Source organism: Phyllobacterium sp. NPDC097923 (genome assembly GCF_044760925.1).
In the GTDB taxonomy this organism is placed as follows: Bacteria; Pseudomonadota; Alphaproteobacteria; order Rhizobiales; family Rhizobiaceae; genus Phyllobacterium; species Phyllobacterium calauticae.
The window spans coordinates 1,772,971-1,791,573 of record NZ_JBIWBL010000001.1 but is presented as its reverse complement, the minus strand read 5'-3'; the positions used below and the strand labels follow the sequence as shown (position 1 = coordinate 1,791,573).

Here is an 18,603-nt window from a genome sequence, read left to right as displayed (position 1 = left end):
GTGGTCCCACAACCACACGTTTTCGTACCCCTGGGCTTTCAAAAACCCCCCCCCCCTCATGGTGAGCTTGTCGAACCACGCATCACGCACTTGTACCCCTTGGTCTATCGAACCGCTGCTGAGAGTTCCTCGACCGTGCACAGCATCGCGTCGCCCATATAGGCCAGGTTGGCCATTGACCGCTCGGCCGCATCCGCGTGGCCGCCGCCGCAGGCATTGGTCAGGACGACGGGGATGAAGCCAAGATCGGCGCCGTGACGAACCGTCGGATCAATGCCGATTTCCGTGGCGATGCCGCAGATGATGAAACTCTTGAGACCGCAGTCGCGCATGGCGATGGCCAGCGGCGTGCCTTCGAACGCCGAGAAAGTGATCTTGTCGAGAATGGCTTCGTCGTCGCGAACGTCGAGTTCCGGGGCAAGTGCAAAGCCGGGGCTGTCGCGCAGGAACCATGGCTCGACATTTTGGGCGGATGTCTTGCGCTGCCAGGCCATCATCTGCTTGAATTGAAATACACCGGCCATTTTCTTCGGCAGGGACATATGGCGCATGAAGAAGATGCGGATACCGGCGGAACGCGCGATCTCGAGGGTTTGCAGCACCTTTTCCAGAATGGCGCCGCCGTCCTGCATCTGCCGCAATATGCCGACCTGCATGTCATAGACGACCAGCGCCGTTGTCTCGGGCCTGACCGTTTCGGCAAGGGTTTCGGGGATGGCAAGGCCATAAATGTTCTGCATCGGTGTCCTCCGAATGTGTCGGGCGATCCTCTCCCGATCACCGCTGCCTGGAATCGAGCCTAGCATTGCTGCGCCGGAAAAACAGGCCGAAGCGGCGCATTTCCGCAATCGCGCGGCTTCGGGATGGAGAAACACTTGCCTCAAGGGGCTGTTTCGACTAGCCAGTAGACAGACAAATTTAGCCAGGAATGACAGCCCAGCATGACTCTCGTTGATACCCGTACGCCCGAACCCAAGCGTTTCATTTCCGGTGCCACAGGCGACTGGGAAATTGTCGTTGGCATGGAAGTGCATGCGCAGGTCACATCCAATTCGAAGCTGTTCTCCGGTGCTTCCACGACATTCGGTGCCGAACCCAACGAAAATGTATCGCTGGTCGATGCCGCCATGCCCGGCATGCTGCCGGTCATCAACGAATGGTGCGTGCGCCAGGCGATTCGGACCGGTCTTGGCCTGAAGGCCCAGATCAACCTGAAATCGGTTTTCGACCGGAAGAACTATTTTTATCCGGATCTGCCGCAGGGTTACCAGATTTCGCAGTTCAAGCAGCCCATCGTCGGCGAAGGCACGATGCTCATTTCGGTCGGCCCCGACAATAAGGGCCAGTTCGAGGATATCGAGATCGGCATCGAGCGTCTGCATCTGGAACAGGATGCCGGAAAATCCCTGCATGACCAGAACCCGACCATGTCCTACGTGGACCTCAACCGGTCTGGCGTGGCGCTGATGGAAATCGTCTCCAAGCCGGACATGCGCTCGGCCGACGAAGCCAAGGCGTACCTCACCAAGATGCGCACCATCGTGCGCTATCTCGGCACCTGCGACGGCAACATGGACGAAGGCTCCATGCGCGCCGACGTCAACGTCTCCGTGCGCAGGCCGGGCGGCGAGTTCGGAACGCGGTGCGAGATTAAGAACGTCAATTCCATCCGCTTTGTCGGCCAGGCGATCGACTATGAAGCCCGCCGTCAGATCGCCATTCTGGAGGATGGCGGATCGATCGATCAGGAAACACGCCTGTTCGACCCGGTGAAGGGTGAGACGCGCTCCATGCGCTCCAAGGAAGAAGCGCATGACTATCGCTATTTCCCGGATCCTGACCTTCTGCCCCTCGAATTCGCGCAGTCCTATGTCGATGAGCTGCGGGCTGACCTTCCGGAGCTGCCGGACGACAAGAAGGCGCGGCTTGTTTCAGTGCTCGGCCTTTCCGTCTACGACGCCTCCATTCTGGTGACGGAAAAGGCGATTGCCGATTATTTCGAAGCGGTGGCTGAAGGCCGCGACGGCAAGCTTGCCGCCAACTGGGTGATCAACGATCTGCTCGGCGCGCTGAACAAGGCCGGCAAGGGCATCGAAGAGTCGCCCGTGTCGCCGGATCAGCTCGGCGGCATCATCGACCTGATCAGGGAAGGCACGATTTCCGGCAAGATCGCCAAGGACCTGTTCGAGCTTGTCTGGAACGAGGGCGGCGATCCGCGCGCGCTGGTCGAAGAACGCGGCATGAAGCAGGTGACCGATACTGGCGCCATCGAGAAAGCTGTCGATGATGTTATTGCCGCGAATCCTGATAAGGTCGAGCAGGCGAAGGCAAAGCCCACCATGGCCGGCTGGTTTGTCGGGCAGGTGATGAAGTCCACTGGTGGCAAGGCAAATCCGCAGGCTGTCAGCGATCTGGTCAAGGCAAAACTCGGGATTGTCGATTAAAGCATGTGGATTCGAAGCGCGACGAAGGACGATCTGGCAACTGTCCGTGAATTGCTCGTAGAGACTTGGCACGCCACCTATGACGATGTCTACGGCGTCGAAAAGGTCAATGCGGTCACCAATCGTTACCACTCGCTGGATGCCTTGAAAAAGCAGCTGGCAAAACCCTATTCCGAGTTCATTCTTGCCGATGATGGCGCCGACCTCTACGGCATGGCCTATGCCTCGCAAAAGGATCACAAGCTGGCGCTGCTCAATCAGCTCTATGTGCACCCGGAAAAGCAGGCCAACGGCGTGGGTTCGCTGCTTTTGGCGGAAGTGGAAAGCGCTTTCCCTGGCGTGTTCATGCTGCAGCTTGAAGTGATCGAATCGAACCAAAAGGCCCGCCGCTTCTATGAAAGCCGGGGCTTTGATCTGACCGGCGCGCGGACGGACAATTGGGGGGAAGCCAATTCCGGCATTTCCGTGCTGGTCATGGAAAAATCCCTGTCAGGCTACGAGCTTGCACCGTGACCTCTGCCGCTGAGCCCGTTTTTCGCCGCGCCGAGCGCGCGGACTTGCCGGCGCTGATTGCCATTTTCGCCGAGGATGTGCTCGGCGGCCATGGCGACACGACGGATCCCGAATTTTTCCCGCGCTATGCGCGCGCCTTCGATGCGATCGAAGCCAGCAATTGCGACGAGCTGATTGTCGGCGTGCTGGAGGGGGACGTGGTTGCCACGGCGCAGGTGACGTTCACCACGACATTGCCCAGCCGCGGCACCACCAACATGACCATCGGCGCGGTGCAGACGCGCAGCGACCTGCGCGGCAAGGGGATCGGCGCCAAGCTGATCCAGCATTGCGTTGCGCTGGGCAAGGCGCGCGGCGTGGGGCTGATCCAGCTGATGTCGAACGCCAAGCGCGTGGATGCGCACCGGTTCTATGAAAGGCTGGGGTTCAAGAAGAGCCACGCCGGTTTCAAAATGCTCGTGGAAGCTGTGCCAGCGGCAACTTGACCCTTGCTATCCCCCGGCGATACGGCCATAACCCGAAGAGTTGAACGACATAGTTCGAAGCAGGATTGCAATGAAGACCTTCCTTTTACAGTTTTTCACCTGGTGGAACAGTCAGACGATCGGTACGCGCGTCTTTACCTGGCGCAAGGGTACGAAAGTCGGTGAGGATGAGTTCGGCAATGTCTATTATGAAGGCACGCAGGACTCCGAAGGCCGCACGCGCCGCTGGGTGATCTACAAGGGCTATGCGGAAGCGTCGGCCATTCCTGCAGGCTGGCACGGCTGGATCCATCATCGCGCCGAAACGCCGCCATCGCGTGAAACCTACAAGGCGCATGCCTGGGAAAAGACCCACCAGCCGAACCTGACCGGTTCTGCCGCGGCTTACCGTCCGAAGGGCTCCATTGCCCATGGCGACAATCGTCCTGCGGTGACGGGCGATTATGATGCGTGGACACCGGGATCCTGAGCGGATTTTCTTCTGCCACAATTGGCGATTATCGACGGGCTGGTATGAAACTGTCCCGTCAGCCTGAACACAGCCGGAATTGAAATGATCCGTCCCAACTTGTCCTTTCTGTTCCAGAACAAAGCCCGTCTTCTCGCGGCCGGTTTGATGGCTGTCGGCCTTTGCGCATCGGCGCATGCCGCCGACGACAAGATTTCCAATCCGATCGCTGTTTTTTCCGGGCTCGACAAGATCACCGGACGAATCACTTCGTTTGACGTCTATATCGACGAGACGGTTCAGTTCGGCGCGCTGCAGCTGACGCCGCGCGTTTGCTACACGCGTCCGGATACGGAAACACCGAAAACCGATACCTTTGTCGAAGTGGATGAAATCACCCTCGACCGCAAGATCCGCAAGATTTTCTCGGGCTGGATGTTTGCCGACAGCCCCGGTCTCAATGCCGTCGAGCATCCCGTGTATGACGTCTGGCTCAAAGGCTGCAAGCAGTCCTCGGACGTTCCCGCGCCAGCCAAAAGCTGATTGTTTCCTGTTGCGTAAACGTCCTGCGTGGTTCGACAAGCTCACCATGAGGGATTCTGAGGATTGCAGGGAGCCATATTCTGCGACGTTTGTGCATAATCTTGCACCAAACCACCTTTCTCATGGTGAGCTTGTCGAACCACGCACCACCACAGAGGCAGCTGCGAGCAGACATCGATCCCGGCACTTGAGCACCGGGATCAACTGCCCAAACCAGATTACATCGGTTTGGCGTGGTTGATGATCCAGGGTGTGCCGAAACGGTCCACCAGCATGCCGAAGCGTATCGCCCAGGAGGTTTCGCCGATAGGCATGGTGACGTTGCCGCCCTCGCTCAATGCGCCGTAGATCCTGTCGGCTTCTTCCGGGGAGTCGAGATGAAGGGCAACCTGCATACCCTGCATTTTCTGGAAGTAGGGTGGCGGTGAATCTGAACCCATCAGCGCATTGTCGCCGACAGTCATATGGACGTGCATGATCAGATGTTCCGACCCGGGCATCTGGGCACCTTCCGGCATATCGCCGAAGCGGCCCATGAACTGGATCTTGCCGTTCAGGACCTTCTCGTAGAATTTGAATGCTTCTTCGCATTGTCCGTCAAAATTCAGATAGGCATTGATTTTCATAACAGTTCTCCTCGCATGGATTGGGTCTTCCCGTCCAAGGACGTATGGAGAGATCACAACCCGACACTGTTCATCAGAAAAATATTCGGCCGGTCTGCTCCCATCGACAGTTGCGGCCAAGGGCACAATACTACAGATTCACACGAGGACTATGACGTTTCAAAACTCTGCTGACTGCGCCAGGGCATTGTCGAGCATCTTCTGATATTGCCGGCGGGGAACTTCAACAGCCCCGAAGCTTTCCAGATGGGTTGTGGTGAACTGGGTGTCGAGCAGGGTAAAGCCCTTTTCGATCAAATGGCTGACCAGATGGACGAGGCAGACTTTCGATGCATCGCGCTGGCGCGAGAACATGCTTTCGCCGAAAAATGCCGATCCCAGCGAGATGCCGTAGAGACCGCCGACAAGCCCATCCTCCTGCCACGCTTCGACCGTATGGCAGTGGCCGAGGGCAAACAGCTTGCCATAGGCTTCGCGGATGGGCTGGTTGATCCAGGTACGGGCACGTTCGCCGCTGCCGCTGGCGCAGCCGTCGATCACACCGGTAAAGTCCGTATCGAAACGGATATCGAAGCGCCCCTGGCGGATGGTTTTGCGCAGGCTGTGCGAAACGTGAAAATTCTCGAAAGGGATGATGCCGCGCCGTTCCGGACGGACCCAGAAGATTTCCGGGTTGTCAGCCTCTTCGGCCATGGGAAAGACCCCGGTTGCATAGGCGCGCAGCAACAACTCGGGGTCTATTTTGAAGTTCTCTGCCGGGTCCTTGCCCGTCATGCCTCTTCTTCGGCAATAGCGGTATCGCCGGCCAGATATTTTTCGAGCCAATGGATATCGTAGTCGCCGTTGGCGATATCAGGATTGTTGATCAGGTCCTGAAACAGCGGCAGGGTCGTCTTGATGCCATCCACCACGAATTCATCCAGCGCCCGGCGCAGACGCATGAGGCATTCCACGCGGTTGCGGCCATGCACGATCAGCTTGCCGATGAGGCTGTCGTAATAGGGCGGAATCTTGTAGCCGGTGTAGACGCCGGAATCGACACGGATGCCGAGGCCGCCCGGTGTGTGGTAATGGGTGATCTTGCCGGGCGAGGGTGCAAAGGTGCGGGGATCTTCCGCATTGATGCGGCACTCGATGGCATGGCCATGGAAGCGGATGTCGTCCTGGGTGACGGAGAGACCGCCGCCGGATGCAACACGGATCTGTTCATGCACGAGATCGATGCCGGTGATGGCTTCGGTGACCGGATGCTCCACCTGCAGGCGGGTGTTCATCTCGATGAAATAGAACTCGCCGTTTTCGTAGAGGAACTCGATCGTACCGGCGCCGCGATAACCCATATCGGCCATGGCGTTGGCGCAGATCATGCCGATGCGGTCGCGCGCATCCGCATTCAGAGCGGGGGAATTGGCCTCTTCCCAGACCTTCTGGTGCCGGCGCTGCAACGAGCAGTCGCGTTCGCCCAGATGCACGGCCTTGCCCATGCCATCGCCCATCACCTGAACTTCGATGTGACGCGGCTTCTGCAGGTATTTTTCGATGTAGACGGCATCGTCGCCAAAGGCTGCGCCGGCTTCGGAGCGGGCGGTCGACAGGGCGATGGACAATTCGTCTTCGCTCAGCGCCACCTTCATGCCGCGTCCGCCACCACCGGCCGACGCCTTGATGATCACGGGATAGCCGATTTCGGCGGCGATGCGCGCGGCTTCCTTGTCATCGGTCACGCCGCCATCGGAGCCGGGCACCACGGGGATGCCCAGGCGCTTTGCGGTGCGCTTGGCTTCGATCTTGTCACCCATGATGCGGATATGCGCCGCGGTGGGGCCAATGAAGGTGATGCCGTGCGCTTCGAGGATTTCCGCAAACTTGGCGTTCTCGGACAGGAAGCCGTAGCCGGGATGGATGGCATCGGCGCCAGTGATTTCGCAGGCGGCAACGATCTGGTGAATATTCAGATAGCTTTCGCGCGAAGGGGGCGGTCCAATGCAGACGCTTTCATCCGCCAGGCGGACATGCATGGCGTCGGCGTCGGCGGTCGAATGGACCGCGACAGTCTGAATGCCGAGCTCCTTGCAGGCGCGCAGGACGCGCAGGGCAATTTCGCCGCGGTTGGCTATGAGAATTTTCTGAAACATCACGCTCTCGATTTATTCGATCACAACTAGCAATTCGCCGTATTCGACCGGCTGGCTGTCCTCGATGAGAATGGCCGTGACGGTTCCGGCGCGCGGCGATGGAATCTGGTTCATCGTCTTCATGGCCTCGATGATCATCAGCGTCTGGCCTTCCTTGACCTTCGAACCGACCTCGATGAAAGCGCGGGCGCCCGGCGCCGGGGACAGGTAGGCCGTGCCGACCATCGGCGAGGGAACCGCATTCTTCGATGGATCACCGGCAGGCTTGGCGGCGTCGGCTGGCGCCGCGGATGCGGCTGGGGCAGCGATGGCGGCGGGAGCCTGCGCATAGACGGCCTGCGGTGCCGCAGCCTGCATCGTGATCTGCCGCGATACGCGGATACGCAGGTCGCCCTGTTCGATCTCGATATCGGTAAGATCCGTCTCGTTCAGAATTTCTGCGAGATCGCGGATCATGACCTTGTCGATCCCGTTGTTTCTGCTAGCCATGCTTTTTCAAGCCCCTTATTTCTGTTCGGCAGCCCTTGTTATTGCGGTGCCGCTGCTTTGACGAGTGCGCGCAAGCCCATCACATAGCCATCCACTCCGAAGCCACATATCACCCCTTTGGCCAAAGGGGAAACGTAGGAGTGATGGCGGAATGACTCGCGCGCGTGAATATTGGACAGATGAACTTCCACCAGCGTGACGGCAGCCGCGCGGATGGCATCATGCAATGCGATGGATGTATGCGTATAGGCAGCCGGATTGATCAGGACAGCGGCGTTTTTCTCGCCTGCCTCCTGAATCCACGAGACCAGATCACCCTCATGATTGGACTGGCGGAATTCGATCCCGGCGCCCAGCTTTTCCGCCTCGGCACGGCAGAGAGCCTCGATATCGCTCAACGTGGAAGCGCCATAGATTCCCGGCTCACGCTTTCCCAGCATGTTCAGGTTCGGGCCATTGAGGACAAAGATCAGCTGTTTCATACCATACCGGACATAGTGACGGGTTTCGGAACCCGATGACGGGTCCCATATAGAGCAATGGATAGCCAAATGGAACTAGTTCTCTTTTCCGGATGGCGAAGCAATCCACAAGGAAGGTAGCAGGTCCGATGTTTCTCCACCGGACGAAACTGCCTGACAAAGCGGGTGTTCGCCAGCCGAAAAATCACGCGATTGCCTGTCCGCAAATGGTTTCTGCAGTCATTGGCATGAATGCAGCGCTATTTGTTGCGAATATGGCTGATTTTTTCCGCCAGCGCATCGGCACCAAGGGCACCCGGAACCACCTCGTTGCCGATGATGTAGGACGGTGTGCCATTGATGTTCAGGGCGTTGGCGAGGTCGTAGTTCTGCTGGAAGGCCTGGGCGATATCAGGTGACTTCATCTTTTCGCGGATCGCTTTCTCGTTTCCGCCGAGCTTGACCGCAATCTGCATCGCCGCGTCTTCCGTGGCGCGGCCGTCACGGCCGAGGAGGTCGCGGTGGAATTCCAGATATTTTTCCGGCATCAAGGCCTTGAACGCCTTGGCGACAATGTGGGCCTTGGTGGAGTCAGGTCCCAGAATCGGGAATTCCTTCATCACGAAGCGCAGCTTCGGGTCGCTCTTGAGCAGGGCGTCCATGTCGGGCAGGGCGCGCTTGCAGTAGCCGCAATTGTAGTCGAAGAACTCAACGACGGTGACATCGCCCTTGGGATTGCCGAAGACGGCATCGAGCGATGAGTTGAACAGCTTGTCGTGGTTCTGGCTGATGACCTGACCCTGCGCCTGCTGCTGCGAGGCTTCCTGCTTGGCGCTGAGTGCCGCCTGGGCTTCAAGCAGCACTTCCGGGTTCTTGATCAGGTAATCCTTGATAATGGCTTCAACTTCGGCGCGGTTGACGGTGGAGGACATGGCAGGCTGCGGCGTTGCAGCCGTGCTGGTCTGTGCCATGACAGCCTGTTGGCTGAAACCGAGTGCTGCCAGGACCGCGAGGCCTGCGGATGCACTTACCAGAGCGACTTTTTTCATAACGTCATGTCCTTGTTTGTATCGGTGTTGGCAAAAAGCAGGATGATCATGCTCAATTGCGCTTGGAATTGATGATGTCCTGGGCGCGAACCCAGTCTGGCGATCCCTTTGCAAGGGCGCGCTGGGCCCGGATGGCGAAGATCTGTGCGTCCTGGATCTTGCCGGAATAGTACTTTTCCTCAGCTGCGGCGAGGTCCGAACGCGGTCCATCGCCAAGCTGGCCATAGGCCTGCGCCAGATAGCCGTAGCCGTCGGGGAATTCGCGGTCCCGGTCGATGCCGGCCTGAATTTCCTTGATCGAGGCCTTCAGGTTGGCGGGCGTGCCGCTCAGCATCAGCGCGCGGCCATAGGCCATGCGGATCAGGCCCGATTTGCGCGGATCAAGCGTGCTAGCCTTCTGGTAGGCCGCCGCTGCCTCCATCACCTTGTTCTGCTTCAGGAGGATTTCGCCGCGCATTTCGTGAAAATAGGGATTCTTCGGCTGCTCGCGGATGAGCGCATCGATCTTTCCGAGTGCTTCCTGCGACGAGCCGTTGAGGTAGGTGGCGATGGCATTGCCGTAGCGGGCGCCGATATTGTTCGGATCCTTGCGGAAGTTCTGCAGCACGCTGGCGCCGCCGCCGGTATAGGCGGCGATCTTGCCGCGCATCAGATCGTGGCGCTGCTGCAGCGCAGGACTGTCCGTCTTGTCGAAATAGGGGCTGGCGCGGGCGAGCGTTTCCAGATTGGCAATGCGCTCGCGCGGCATGGGATGGCTGATGCGGTAGGGATCGGTGCGTGTGCCGCTGAGCGACAGGGCATTGGAGAAACGCTCGAATGTCGTCAGCATGCCCTTCGCCGATTGCCCGGTATTGGCGAGATAGGTGATCGCCGAGCGATCCGCTGCCATTTCTTCCGTGCGCTGATAGCTGAGCAGGCTGCGCATGGCCATCTCCGTACCGCCCATGGCCACGCCTGTCCCTGCCTGCGCCATGCCGCCTTGCTTGGTCGCGGCCCCTGCAACGGCGGCACCAAGCCCAACCAGCCCGGCAACAACCGCCATGGTCTTGGCGTGCGCCATCTGCTCGCGCAACTGGAACTGGTGCCCGCCCGCCAGATGCCCGGTTTCATGGGCCAGCACCCCGATGATCTCATTGGGTGTTTCGGCCTGCAGCAGCGCCCCGGTGTTGATGAAAATACGCCGGCCATCCACAAACGCGTTGAAACTGCTGTTGTTGACGAGAACGATGCGGATGGCGCGTTTGCCCAGACCCGCCGTGTTGATGATCGGCGTGGCGTAGTCGGTTACAAGCGCTTCGATTTCGGCATCGCGGACGATGGGAACGTTGGACTGTGCCGCAGCGATGCTCGTCTGGACCAGGCTGACAGCGCCCGCAACGAGAGCCGCGACCGTGCTGCGTGCCATGGCAGTCAACGATTGACGGGAAATGATCTGTCGAACTGTCATCATGGCTTATTCGTATCGAAGTCGGTCTTTGAAGGAAAGAGAAGCAAACCGTGTTCTCTTTTTTGTGAGATGGCGGATTATTCCGGCAAATCTGAGGCCCGGCTTAAGGATAGCGCGGGCCTTGATAAAGAAGAACCGGCAAAGATGCCGGTTCTCCAGTTCAGTTATCCACGCGTTTCTGGCTCTCAGAAGAAACCCTTCTTCTGCCACCAGCCGCGCTTCGGCGATGCTTCGCCGTCCTTCTTGTCCTTGGGAGAGGTGGACGTGACGACTGGCGTGCTGTTTTCCACCTTTGCCGGTTCTGCCTTTGCGGGGGCAGCGGGCTCCGGCTGGATTTCCGCCGAAGCGGCAGCTGGCGCCTCCGCCTCGACTGCTGGTGCAGGCTCGGCAACCGTTTCCTCGGCAACCGCCTTCTTGGCGGTCTTGCGCGGTGCGCGTTTCGGCTTGGCTGGAGCCTCGGCTTCGGCTTCCACTGGCGCAGCCTCTGCTGTGGCTTCTGCGACCGGCTCGGCTCCCGCCTTGGCGCGCGGCTTGCGGCGGGAAGGCTTCTTGGCCGGTGCCTCGTCGGCAACCGCCGGTTCCGCTTCAACCACGATGTCTGCAACGACAACCGTCTCTTCAACCGCAGTCGCCTTGGTTTCAACGGCCGCTGGCTTGCTGAAATCCGGTAGAGGGATGGTCACGAACACCGGTTCCGCATCGGGCACGGATTTGGCAGCGATATCCTGATCATCGCCATCTTCCGGACGACGGTTCTTGCGTCCGCCGCGACGGCCGCGCCGGCGCTTCTTGCGGCGTTCGTTCTCTTCCTCGCGGGCTTTGGTTGCGGCTGCATCCTCGCCTTCGACGGCCGGAACATCCGCATCATCACCATCGGTGTCACCGCGCACGGCCTGGCCGGGCTCGCCGGCTGCCGCGTCCTGGCGGTCACGACCGCCGCGCCGCCGCCGCTTGCGCCGGCGTTTGCGCGATGATTCGTCCTGATCGCCCGTGCGGGCGGTTTCACCGGGCTGTGCTTCGCTGTCGGCGTCTTCGTCGATCTCCTCGATCACCGGATCGGTCTCGTCGAAGTCGTCGACAATGCCAAGGGCCGGCGTTTCCGTCAGCGGAACAATCGGGCCAAGCGCAATGGAACCCTTGTCGATGGCGAAATGCTGCGCACCCACGCTCTCATCGGCCTCGATGCTGATCGTCAGGCCAAAACGGGCTTCCAGATCGGCAAGGTTCTGACGCTTGTGGTTGAGCACATAGAGCGCCGTTGCAACCGTGGTGCGAACGATGATGTTGTTTTGCGAATGACGCAGCAGATATTCCTCGATCGAGCGCATGACATGCAGTGCGATGGAAGAGGCGGAGCGCACATGGCCGGTGCCGCCGCAATGCGAGCAGATCTGCGTGGTGCTTTCCAGCACGCTGGCGCGGATACGCTGGCGCGACATTTCAAGCAGGCCGAAGTGGGAAATGCGACCGACCTGGATGCGGGCGCGATCGTCCTTCAGGCAATCCTTCAGGCGCTTTTCCACCGCACGGTTGTTGCGGTTTTCTTCCATGTCGATGAAGTCGATGACGATCAGACCGGCAAGATCGCGCAACCGCAGCTGGCGCGCGACTTCATCTGCCGCTTCAAGATTCGTCTGCAAGGCCGTATCTTCAATCGAATGTTCGCGTGTCGACCGTCCGGAGTTGACGTCGATCGCCACCAGAGCTTCCGTCTGGTTGATGATGATGTAGCCACCGGATTTCAACGTCACCTGCGGCTGCAGCATGCGGTCGAGCTGCGCTTCGATGCCGTTGCGCGCAAAGATCGGCGTCAGTTCGCGATAGGGCTGCACCACCTTGGCATGGCTCGGCATGAGCATGCGCATGAAGTCCTTGGCCTCGCGGTAACCGTTTTCACCGGCGACGAGCACTTCCGTGATGTCCTTGTTGTAGAGATCGCGGATGGAGCGCTTGATCAGGCTGCCTTCCTCATAGACGAGGGTCGGCGCGCTGGAGGCGAGGGTGAGGCTGCGGACATTTTCCCACAGGCGCATCAGATATTCGTAGTCGCGCTTCACTTCCGGCTTGGTGCGCATCGCACCGGCCGTGCGCAGAATCACACCCATGCCCTTGGGCACTTCGAGGTCCTTGACGATATCCTTCAGGCGCTTGCGGTCCTGGATGCTGGTGATCTTGCGCGAAATGCCGCCGCCACGGGCGGTGTTCGGCATCAGGACGGAATAACGGCCGGCGAGCGAGAGATACGTGGTCAGGGCCGCGCCCTTGTTGCCGCGTTCTTCCTTGACAACCTGAACCAGCAGGATCTGCCGGCGCTTGATCACGTCCTGGATGTTGTACTGGCGGCGCTGGAAGCGCTGATGCGTGGGAACTTCTTCCATGGCATCTTCGGCACCGATGGAATCGACTTCGTCGAGCTCGTCATGCGGCTCTTCCTTGTCGTCCTGCGACCGGCGCTTCGACCGGCGCGGCTGGTGGTCGCCGTCGTCAGCCCTTTCAGCGGCATCCGTGGCAGCGTCAGCCGCATCGTTGGTGTCAACGACAACGGCTTCCGAAATGACATCGGCGTCGATGGCGGCGGCAAGTGTCTGCCCGCCATTGTTTTCGGAAGAGGGGTTTTCATCCGATGCAGCCTGCTCTGATGATTCGTGGCTGTCGCCAGCTTCATCGGTGGCGGCATTCTCGTCATCCGCCGAATCGAGCTTGACCGATTCGTCGCCCTGGCGCGTGCCGCGACGGCTGCGGCGGCGATTGCGCTGTCCGCGATCGTTGCGATCACGGGTGCGTTGCTCGCCGGCTGCTTCCTCGTGGTCTTCGTCCTGGCTGGCTGCCTCGGCTTCCGCGTCGATCAGGGCCTGACGATCCGCCATCGGAATCTGATAGTAGTCAGGATGGATTTCGCTGAACGCGAGAAAGCCATGGCGATTGCCGCCATATTCAACGAAAGCTGCCTGAAGCGATGGTTCTACACGTGTGACACGCGCGAGATAGATATTGCCTTTGATCTGTTTCTTGTGTTCCGACTCAAAGTCAAATTCTTCAATCCGGTTGCCGCGAACCACGACAACGCGCGTTTCCTCCTGGTGGGAGGCGTCGATTAGCATTTTGTCCGACATTATGATTCTTCTCCCCGGCTGAAACGCTCAAAACGCGGGACAACCGGGACGCCCAAAGGGGTGCCGGAGCCGCGGTTTCACATTTGCCGGATATATTAAGGTTCGCAGAAACAGACAGACACGGCATCACGCGGTGTTGCTTTTCAGCACCCGCGGCTTTCAAGCCGGTAATAGTCACGCCTGTGTCAAACATTTCTGTTCCTGACGAAACGACCTCTACGAATGGCATGCTCTGAAGCATTGCCGACCCGTTACTGCGCCGTGCGTCTTTTCGGACGCACAGAGGCGCAGTAACAACTAAGATTGCGCATAATCCTTATCCAAAAATCGAAAATGATCTTTGGGGTTATGCGGTAACACCCTCGAAAGGGCTGGCTCGACGCGCCTTGTCTGCGCCATCTGCCGTTCACACAAAGCGCAGCCGACATTCCCTGTCTGCTCACGCCAAATTCTTTTCCGGTTACCACAGCGATGCTTCGCTTCTGCCACTCCGTGTCTTTGCCTTCAGTGTCAGCCGGCCAATTGCCGTGACATAGCGAGCATGATTCCGGATGGCGGAAAGTAACCCACCTTTGCTTTTAGGAGGTGTGTCGCGTTATGACAAGGCCTTCTTCATAATCGTGTCATCGCTATGGCACAGAAGTGGCGGTCACGATAACAGCGGGATAACGGGGATAGGCGGTTAATAAGATTAAATTAACCACGACGAGTTACCTATCATTCACATATAATGTGGCTCCGTCTGATACGAAATAGCACCAGAGGGGATGATTGCCCGGCACGCGCCGGCGTCCATCTGCAATGACATGAATGTGATCTGCCGGTTTTTGGTAACAGTCTTTCTGGTCTCGGTTGCTGTCGCGCAATCCGGTCAGGGCGCGTTTGCGGCCGATGAACTGGCGGCACTGACCTATCAGGCGGCTGGCGACGAACTGCGCACCCGCGTCGTGATCAATTTCGACCATGAGCCGGAAGTGTCGACGCTGCTGCTCGGCGAGCCGCATCGCCTGGTGATCGATTTGCCGAAAGCCGTCTTTGCCTTTGACAAGAAATCGCTGGAGCCGCGCGGACTGATCGACAATGTGCGCTACGGGATGATCAGCGATGCCCGTTCACGGCTGATCTTTACCATGAAGGGCCCGTTCAGTGTCGAACGCGTCGACGTGCTCAAGAATGACAACAGTCCCGGCTATCGCCTTGTTGCCGATCTTGTCGCTTCGTCGGACCGGCAGTTTGCCGATGCCATCAAAAACCAGAATGCACCCACCGCATCCACGCAGGTCGGCCCCAAGGGCGACCGTGTCGCCAGTGCGGCGCCGATGGAAGTCAGCAAGGCGCCCAAGCCGTTCACCGTTGTCGTGGATGCGGGGCATGGCGGCATAGACAGCGGCGCGGAAAGCACCGGCGGCATCATGGAAAAAGATGTCACCCTGATGTTCGCACGCGAGCTGCGCGATCAGCTGAGCAAGATTCCCGGCCTGCGGATCGAGATGACGCGTGACAGCGACGAATTCCTGCGTCTGCCGGAACGCGTGCGCATTGCCCGGCAGTATGAAGCTGATCTGTTTATCTCGGTGCACGCCGATACGATCAACCAGCGCAACATTCGCGGCGCGACGGTCTATACGGTTTCCGACAAGGCGTCCGATGCCGCATCGCGCGCCATGGCCGACCGCGAAAACAAGGCCGATGCGGTTGCCGGTGTTGCCTTTGACAATGAGACGCCGGAAATTGCCGATATTCTCATGGATCTGACCCGGCGCGAGACGCATACATTCTCGCTCAGTTTCGCCAAGGGCGTGGTGCGGGCGCTCAAAGGTGATGTGAACATGATCAACAATCCGCACCGTTTCGCCGGGTTCCAGGTGTTGCGAGCGCCCGATGTGCCTTCCGTGCTGGTTGAAATCGGCTATTTGTCCAATGATGAAGACGCAAAACTGATGCTCGACCCGGCATGGCGGACCCATGTGGCGGAACGGCTTGCTGCAGCCGTTGGCGAATTTTCGGGAAAAAAGACAGCAGGCGCATCGAATTGACAGTTTCCGACAGCGTTTATGCAACGATTGACCATCAGACAGTTCGCGGAGCCTAATATACTTGTCTGTGCGTTGCCGAAACTCCACAATTGGTATTTAAATTGTGCGCAGAACCGGGTTGTCCTTGCCTTTGTCACATTTGTCGCTCAATTGCGTCACTGAATTTGCCGGGCGTTGTGTATTCCGGTTGGAGTACCGGGAAACTGCTTCCCGGAGTGCGATTTGCATTGACCAAGATCGTGCATCGATTATCGACATGCCAAATGGATGAAACGGGTTCCGGATACAAATGATACGCTTGATCGGATATTTTTTCGGAATCGGTACCGTCGTCGCGCTGCTGGCCGCGGGCGGTGCAGCGCTCTATGTGGTCAAAGTATCCAAAGACCTGCCCGATTATGAAGTTCTGGCCAAGTACGAGCCGCCTGTCATGACGCGCATTCACGCGTCCGATGGAGCGCTGATGGCTGAATTCGCCAGGCAGCGCCGCCTCTATCTGCCGATCCAGGCCATTCCGGACCGGGTGAAGGCCGCCTTCGTATCGGCGGAAGACAAGAACTTCTATCAGCATCCGGGTATCGACATCAGCGGTCTTGCCCGCGCCGTTATCGTCAACGTGCAGAATTGGGGCTCGCGCCGCCCGGTTGGTGCGTCCACCATCACCCAGCAGGTGGCAAAGAACTTCCTCCTGTCGTCCGACCAGACGATGGGCCGCAAGGTGAAGGAAGCCATCCTGTCCTTCCGCATCGAGCAAGCCTATTCCAAGGACCGCATTCTCGAACTTTACCTCAACGAAATTTTCTTCGGTCTCAATTCCTACGGTATCGCCGGTGCAGCGCTGACCTATTACAACAAGTCGGTCAATGAGCTTACCATCGCCGAGGCGGCCTATCTGGCCGCGCTGCCCAAGGGACCGTCTAACTATCATCCGTTCCGCCAGACGGAGCGGGCGCTCGAACGCCGCAACTGGGTGATCGACCGCATGGCCGAGAACGGCTACATCACGACGGACGAAGCCAAGACGGCCAAGGCCGAACCGCTCGGTGTTACGCCGCGCCATACCGGCAACTACCTGTTCGCGTCGGAATATTTCACGGAAGAAGTCCGTCGCCAGATCATCGGCAAGTACGGTGAAAACGCGCTCTATGAGGGCGGGTTGTCCGTGCGCACCACCCTTGACCCCAAGATGCAGGTGCAGGCCCGCGCCGCCCTGCAGCACGGGCTGTTCAAGTATGACGAAGCCAAGGGCTACCGCGGCCCGTACAAGACGATTTCCACGATCGGCGACTGGGGTATCCCTCTGGCCGAGATCAAGGCGTTTTCCGATGTTCCGGACTGGCAGCTCGCGGTCATTCTTGAGGTGACGCCGACACAGGCCGTCATCGGCCTGCAGCCCGAGCGCAATGATGCCAACAGCCTGGTTACCGCGCGCAAGAAGGGCACGATTGCCGCTGCCGATATCAAATGGGCCATGAACCTCTACAAGGATGGCAGGCGCACATCGGTGAAATCACTCGAGGGTGTGTTCAAGCCTGGTGACGTGGTGTTCGTGCAGAAGAAGGAAGGCAGCGACACGGCCTTCGATCTGCACCAGGTGCCGGGAATCGAAGGCGCGATGGTTGCCATGGACCCGCATACCGGCCGCGTGCTCGCGATGGTCGGCGGCTTCTCCTTCGCCGAATCGGAATTCAACCGCGCCACGCAGGCCATGCGCCAGCCGGGCTCCTCCTTCAAGCCGTTCGTCTATTCGGCAGCGCTGGACAATGGCTACACCCCGGCATCGGTGGTGCTGGATGGCCCGATCTCGATCGACCAGGGCGGCAGCCTTGGCATTTGGGCACCGAAGAATTATGGCGGCAAGTTTGCCGGCCCGTCCACCCTGCGCTACGGCATCGAGCAGTCGCGCAACCTGATGACGGTGCGTCTGGCGCAGGACATGGGCATGAAGCTCGTTGCCGAATATGCCGAACGGTTCGGCATCTATGACAAGATGCTGCCGGTTCTGGCCATGGCGCTCGGGTCGGGCGAAACCACCGTGATGCGCATGGTGACGGGCTATTCGATCATCGCCAATGGCGGACGCAAGATCACGCCATCGATCATCGACCGCGTGCAGGACCGTTACGGCAAGACCATCTTCAAGCACGATGAACGCAAATGCGACAACTGCTCTGCCGAGGACTGGAAGAACCAGCCGGAGCCGGAGCTGGTCGACGACCGCGATCAGGTGCTTGATCCGATGACCGCCTATCAGATCACGTCGATGATGGAAGGCGTGATCCAGCGCGGTACGGCAACCATCCTGAAGAGCCTCAACCGTCCGATCGCCGGCAAGACCGGTACGACGAACGACGAGAAGGACGCCTGGTTCATCGGCTTCACGCCGGACCTCGTTGTCGGCCTCTATCTCGGCTACGACACGCCGACGCCCATGGGCCATGGCGGCACCGGCGGCGGCCTTGCGACCCCGGTCTTCAAGGATTTCATGGATGCTGCCATGAAGGGCCAGCGTTCGGTTGACTTCCGTGTGCCGGAAGGCATGACCGTTGTGGCGATTGATCGCAAGACCGGCATGCGCGCCACCGAAGGCCAGCCGAATGTGATCATGGAAGCCTTCAAGCCGGGCACAGGCCCTGCGGACAGCTATTCCGTCATTGGCGCGAATTCCTTCTCCGAGGGCGCGCCCATGGAGGTGCAGTCTCCGAACGTCAACAGGGTCATTCAGGGCGGCGGCGGCGGACTTTTCTGACCGATCGAGCCGGTGAACTTTCGTAAAGTCTGAAGACTTTACATCGCGCGGACCAGTGAATATGG

The 18,603-nt window shown here is 59.2% G+C and carries 16 protein-coding genes; 7 read left to right on the top strand and 9 right to left on the bottom strand.

Features of this window, described 5'->3' with window-relative positions; translation table 11 throughout:
- Nucleotides 1-104: 104 nt before the first annotated feature.
- Nucleotides 105-740 (bottom strand): cysteine hydrolase family protein, encoded by a 636-nt coding sequence (locus ACIQWS_RS09110; protein WP_403175139.1) that lies wholly within the window; start codon nt 738-740, stop codon nt 105-107.
- A gap of 201 nt (nt 741-941) precedes the next feature.
- On the opposite strand from ACIQWS_RS09110, the gene gatB reads away from it, so the two are divergent.
- The 5 genes from gatB (at nt 942) to ACIQWS_RS09085 (ending at nt 4,433) form a co-directional block, all read left to right on the top strand.
- Nucleotides 942-2,444 carry an Asp-tRNA(Asn)/Glu-tRNA(Gln) amidotransferase subunit GatB gene (gene gatB, locus ACIQWS_RS09105; protein ID WP_346306273.1) on the top strand — a complete coding sequence of 501 codons (1,503 nt, stop codon included), beginning with the start codon at nt 942-944 and terminating at the stop codon, nt 2,442-2,444.
- Nucleotides 2,445-2,447: 3 nt separating this feature from the next.
- Nucleotides 2,448-2,957 (top strand): GNAT family N-acetyltransferase, encoded by a 510-nt coding sequence (locus ACIQWS_RS09100; protein ID WP_403175134.1) that lies wholly within the window; start codon nt 2,448-2,450, stop codon nt 2,955-2,957.
- The gene (locus ACIQWS_RS09095; RefSeq protein ID WP_403175128.1) at nt 2,954-3,442 is read left to right on the top strand and encodes a GNAT family N-acetyltransferase; all 489 of its coding nucleotides are present in this window, start codon (nt 2,954-2,956) and stop codon (nt 3,440-3,442) included. Before ACIQWS_RS09100 ends, ACIQWS_RS09095 begins: the two co-directional genes overlap by 4 nt.
- A 70-nt stretch (nt 3,443-3,512) precedes the next feature.
- A complete protein-coding gene (locus ACIQWS_RS09090) occupies nt 3,513-3,911 on the top strand; it encodes an NADH:ubiquinone oxidoreductase subunit NDUFA12 (protein WP_223613204.1) in 399 nt (132 codons plus the stop codon).
- Nucleotides 3,912-4,058: 147 nt separating this feature from the next.
- Nucleotides 4,059-4,433, top strand: coding sequence for a DUF2155 domain-containing protein (locus ACIQWS_RS09085; RefSeq protein WP_403177646.1), 375 nt, complete (start codon nt 4,059-4,061; stop codon nt 4,431-4,433).
- Between the two features lie 218 nt (nt 4,434-4,651).
- Here the strand turns inward: ACIQWS_RS09085 and ACIQWS_RS09080 are convergent, their stop codons facing one another.
- The 8 genes from ACIQWS_RS09080 to ACIQWS_RS09045 all read right to left on the bottom strand — a co-directional run bounded on the left by ACIQWS_RS09080 (nt 4,652) and on the right by ACIQWS_RS09045 (nt 13,753).
- The gene (locus tag ACIQWS_RS09080; protein WP_403175118.1) at nt 4,652-5,059 is read right to left on the bottom strand and encodes a VOC family protein; all 408 of its coding nucleotides are present in this window, start codon (nt 5,057-5,059) and stop codon (nt 4,652-4,654) included.
- A 159-nt stretch (nt 5,060-5,218) separates the two neighbouring features.
- Entirely contained in the window at nt 5,219-5,833 is a 615-nt protein-coding gene (gene aat, locus ACIQWS_RS09075; protein WP_403175114.1) for a leucyl/phenylalanyl-tRNA--protein transferase, read from the bottom strand.
- Nucleotides 5,830-7,194, bottom strand: a complete 1,365-nt coding sequence (gene accC, locus ACIQWS_RS09070; RefSeq protein ID WP_403175109.1) for an acetyl-CoA carboxylase biotin carboxylase subunit — start codon at nt 7,192-7,194, stop codon at nt 5,830-5,832. The genes aat and accC overlap by 4 nt, the downstream gene beginning before the upstream one ends.
- Before the next feature lie 12 nt (nt 7,195-7,206).
- The gene (accB, locus tag ACIQWS_RS09065) at nt 7,207-7,683 is read right to left on the bottom strand and encodes an acetyl-CoA carboxylase biotin carboxyl carrier protein (RefSeq protein WP_346306235.1); all 477 of its coding nucleotides are present in this window, start codon (nt 7,681-7,683) and stop codon (nt 7,207-7,209) included.
- Between the two features lie 38 nt (nt 7,684-7,721).
- On the bottom strand, nt 7,722-8,165 hold the full coding sequence (gene aroQ / locus ACIQWS_RS09060; RefSeq protein ID WP_105732638.1) for a type II 3-dehydroquinate dehydratase: 444 nt from the start codon (nt 8,163-8,165) through the stop codon (nt 7,722-7,724).
- A gap of 239 nt (nt 8,166-8,404) precedes the next feature.
- Nucleotides 8,405-9,193: a DsbA family protein gene (locus ACIQWS_RS09055; protein ID WP_223613208.1), complete on the bottom strand. Its 789-nt coding sequence runs from the start codon at nt 9,191-9,193 to the stop codon at nt 8,405-8,407.
- A gap of 52 nt (nt 9,194-9,245) precedes the next feature.
- Nucleotides 9,246-10,640, bottom strand: a complete 1,395-nt coding sequence (locus tag ACIQWS_RS09050) for a M48 family metalloprotease (protein ID WP_403177643.1) — start codon at nt 10,638-10,640, stop codon at nt 9,246-9,248.
- Between the two features lie 185 nt (nt 10,641-10,825).
- Complete coding sequence (locus tag ACIQWS_RS09045; RefSeq protein WP_403175097.1) at nt 10,826-13,753, bottom strand: Rne/Rng family ribonuclease; 2,928 nt, start codon at nt 13,751-13,753, stop codon at nt 10,826-10,828.
- Nucleotides 13,754-14,520: 767 nt separating this feature from the next.
- On the opposite strand from ACIQWS_RS09045, the gene ACIQWS_RS09040 reads away from it, so the two are divergent.
- On the top strand, nt 14,521-15,789 hold the full coding sequence (locus tag ACIQWS_RS09040; RefSeq protein WP_403175092.1) for an N-acetylmuramoyl-L-alanine amidase: 1,269 nt from the start codon (nt 14,521-14,523) through the stop codon (nt 15,787-15,789).
- A gap of 289 nt (nt 15,790-16,078) precedes the next feature.
- Nucleotides 16,079-18,538 carry a penicillin-binding protein 1A gene (locus tag ACIQWS_RS09035; protein WP_403175088.1) on the top strand — a complete coding sequence of 820 codons (2,460 nt, stop codon included), beginning with the start codon at nt 16,079-16,081 and terminating at the stop codon, nt 18,536-18,538.
- Nucleotides 18,539-18,603: the final 65 nt, after the last annotated feature.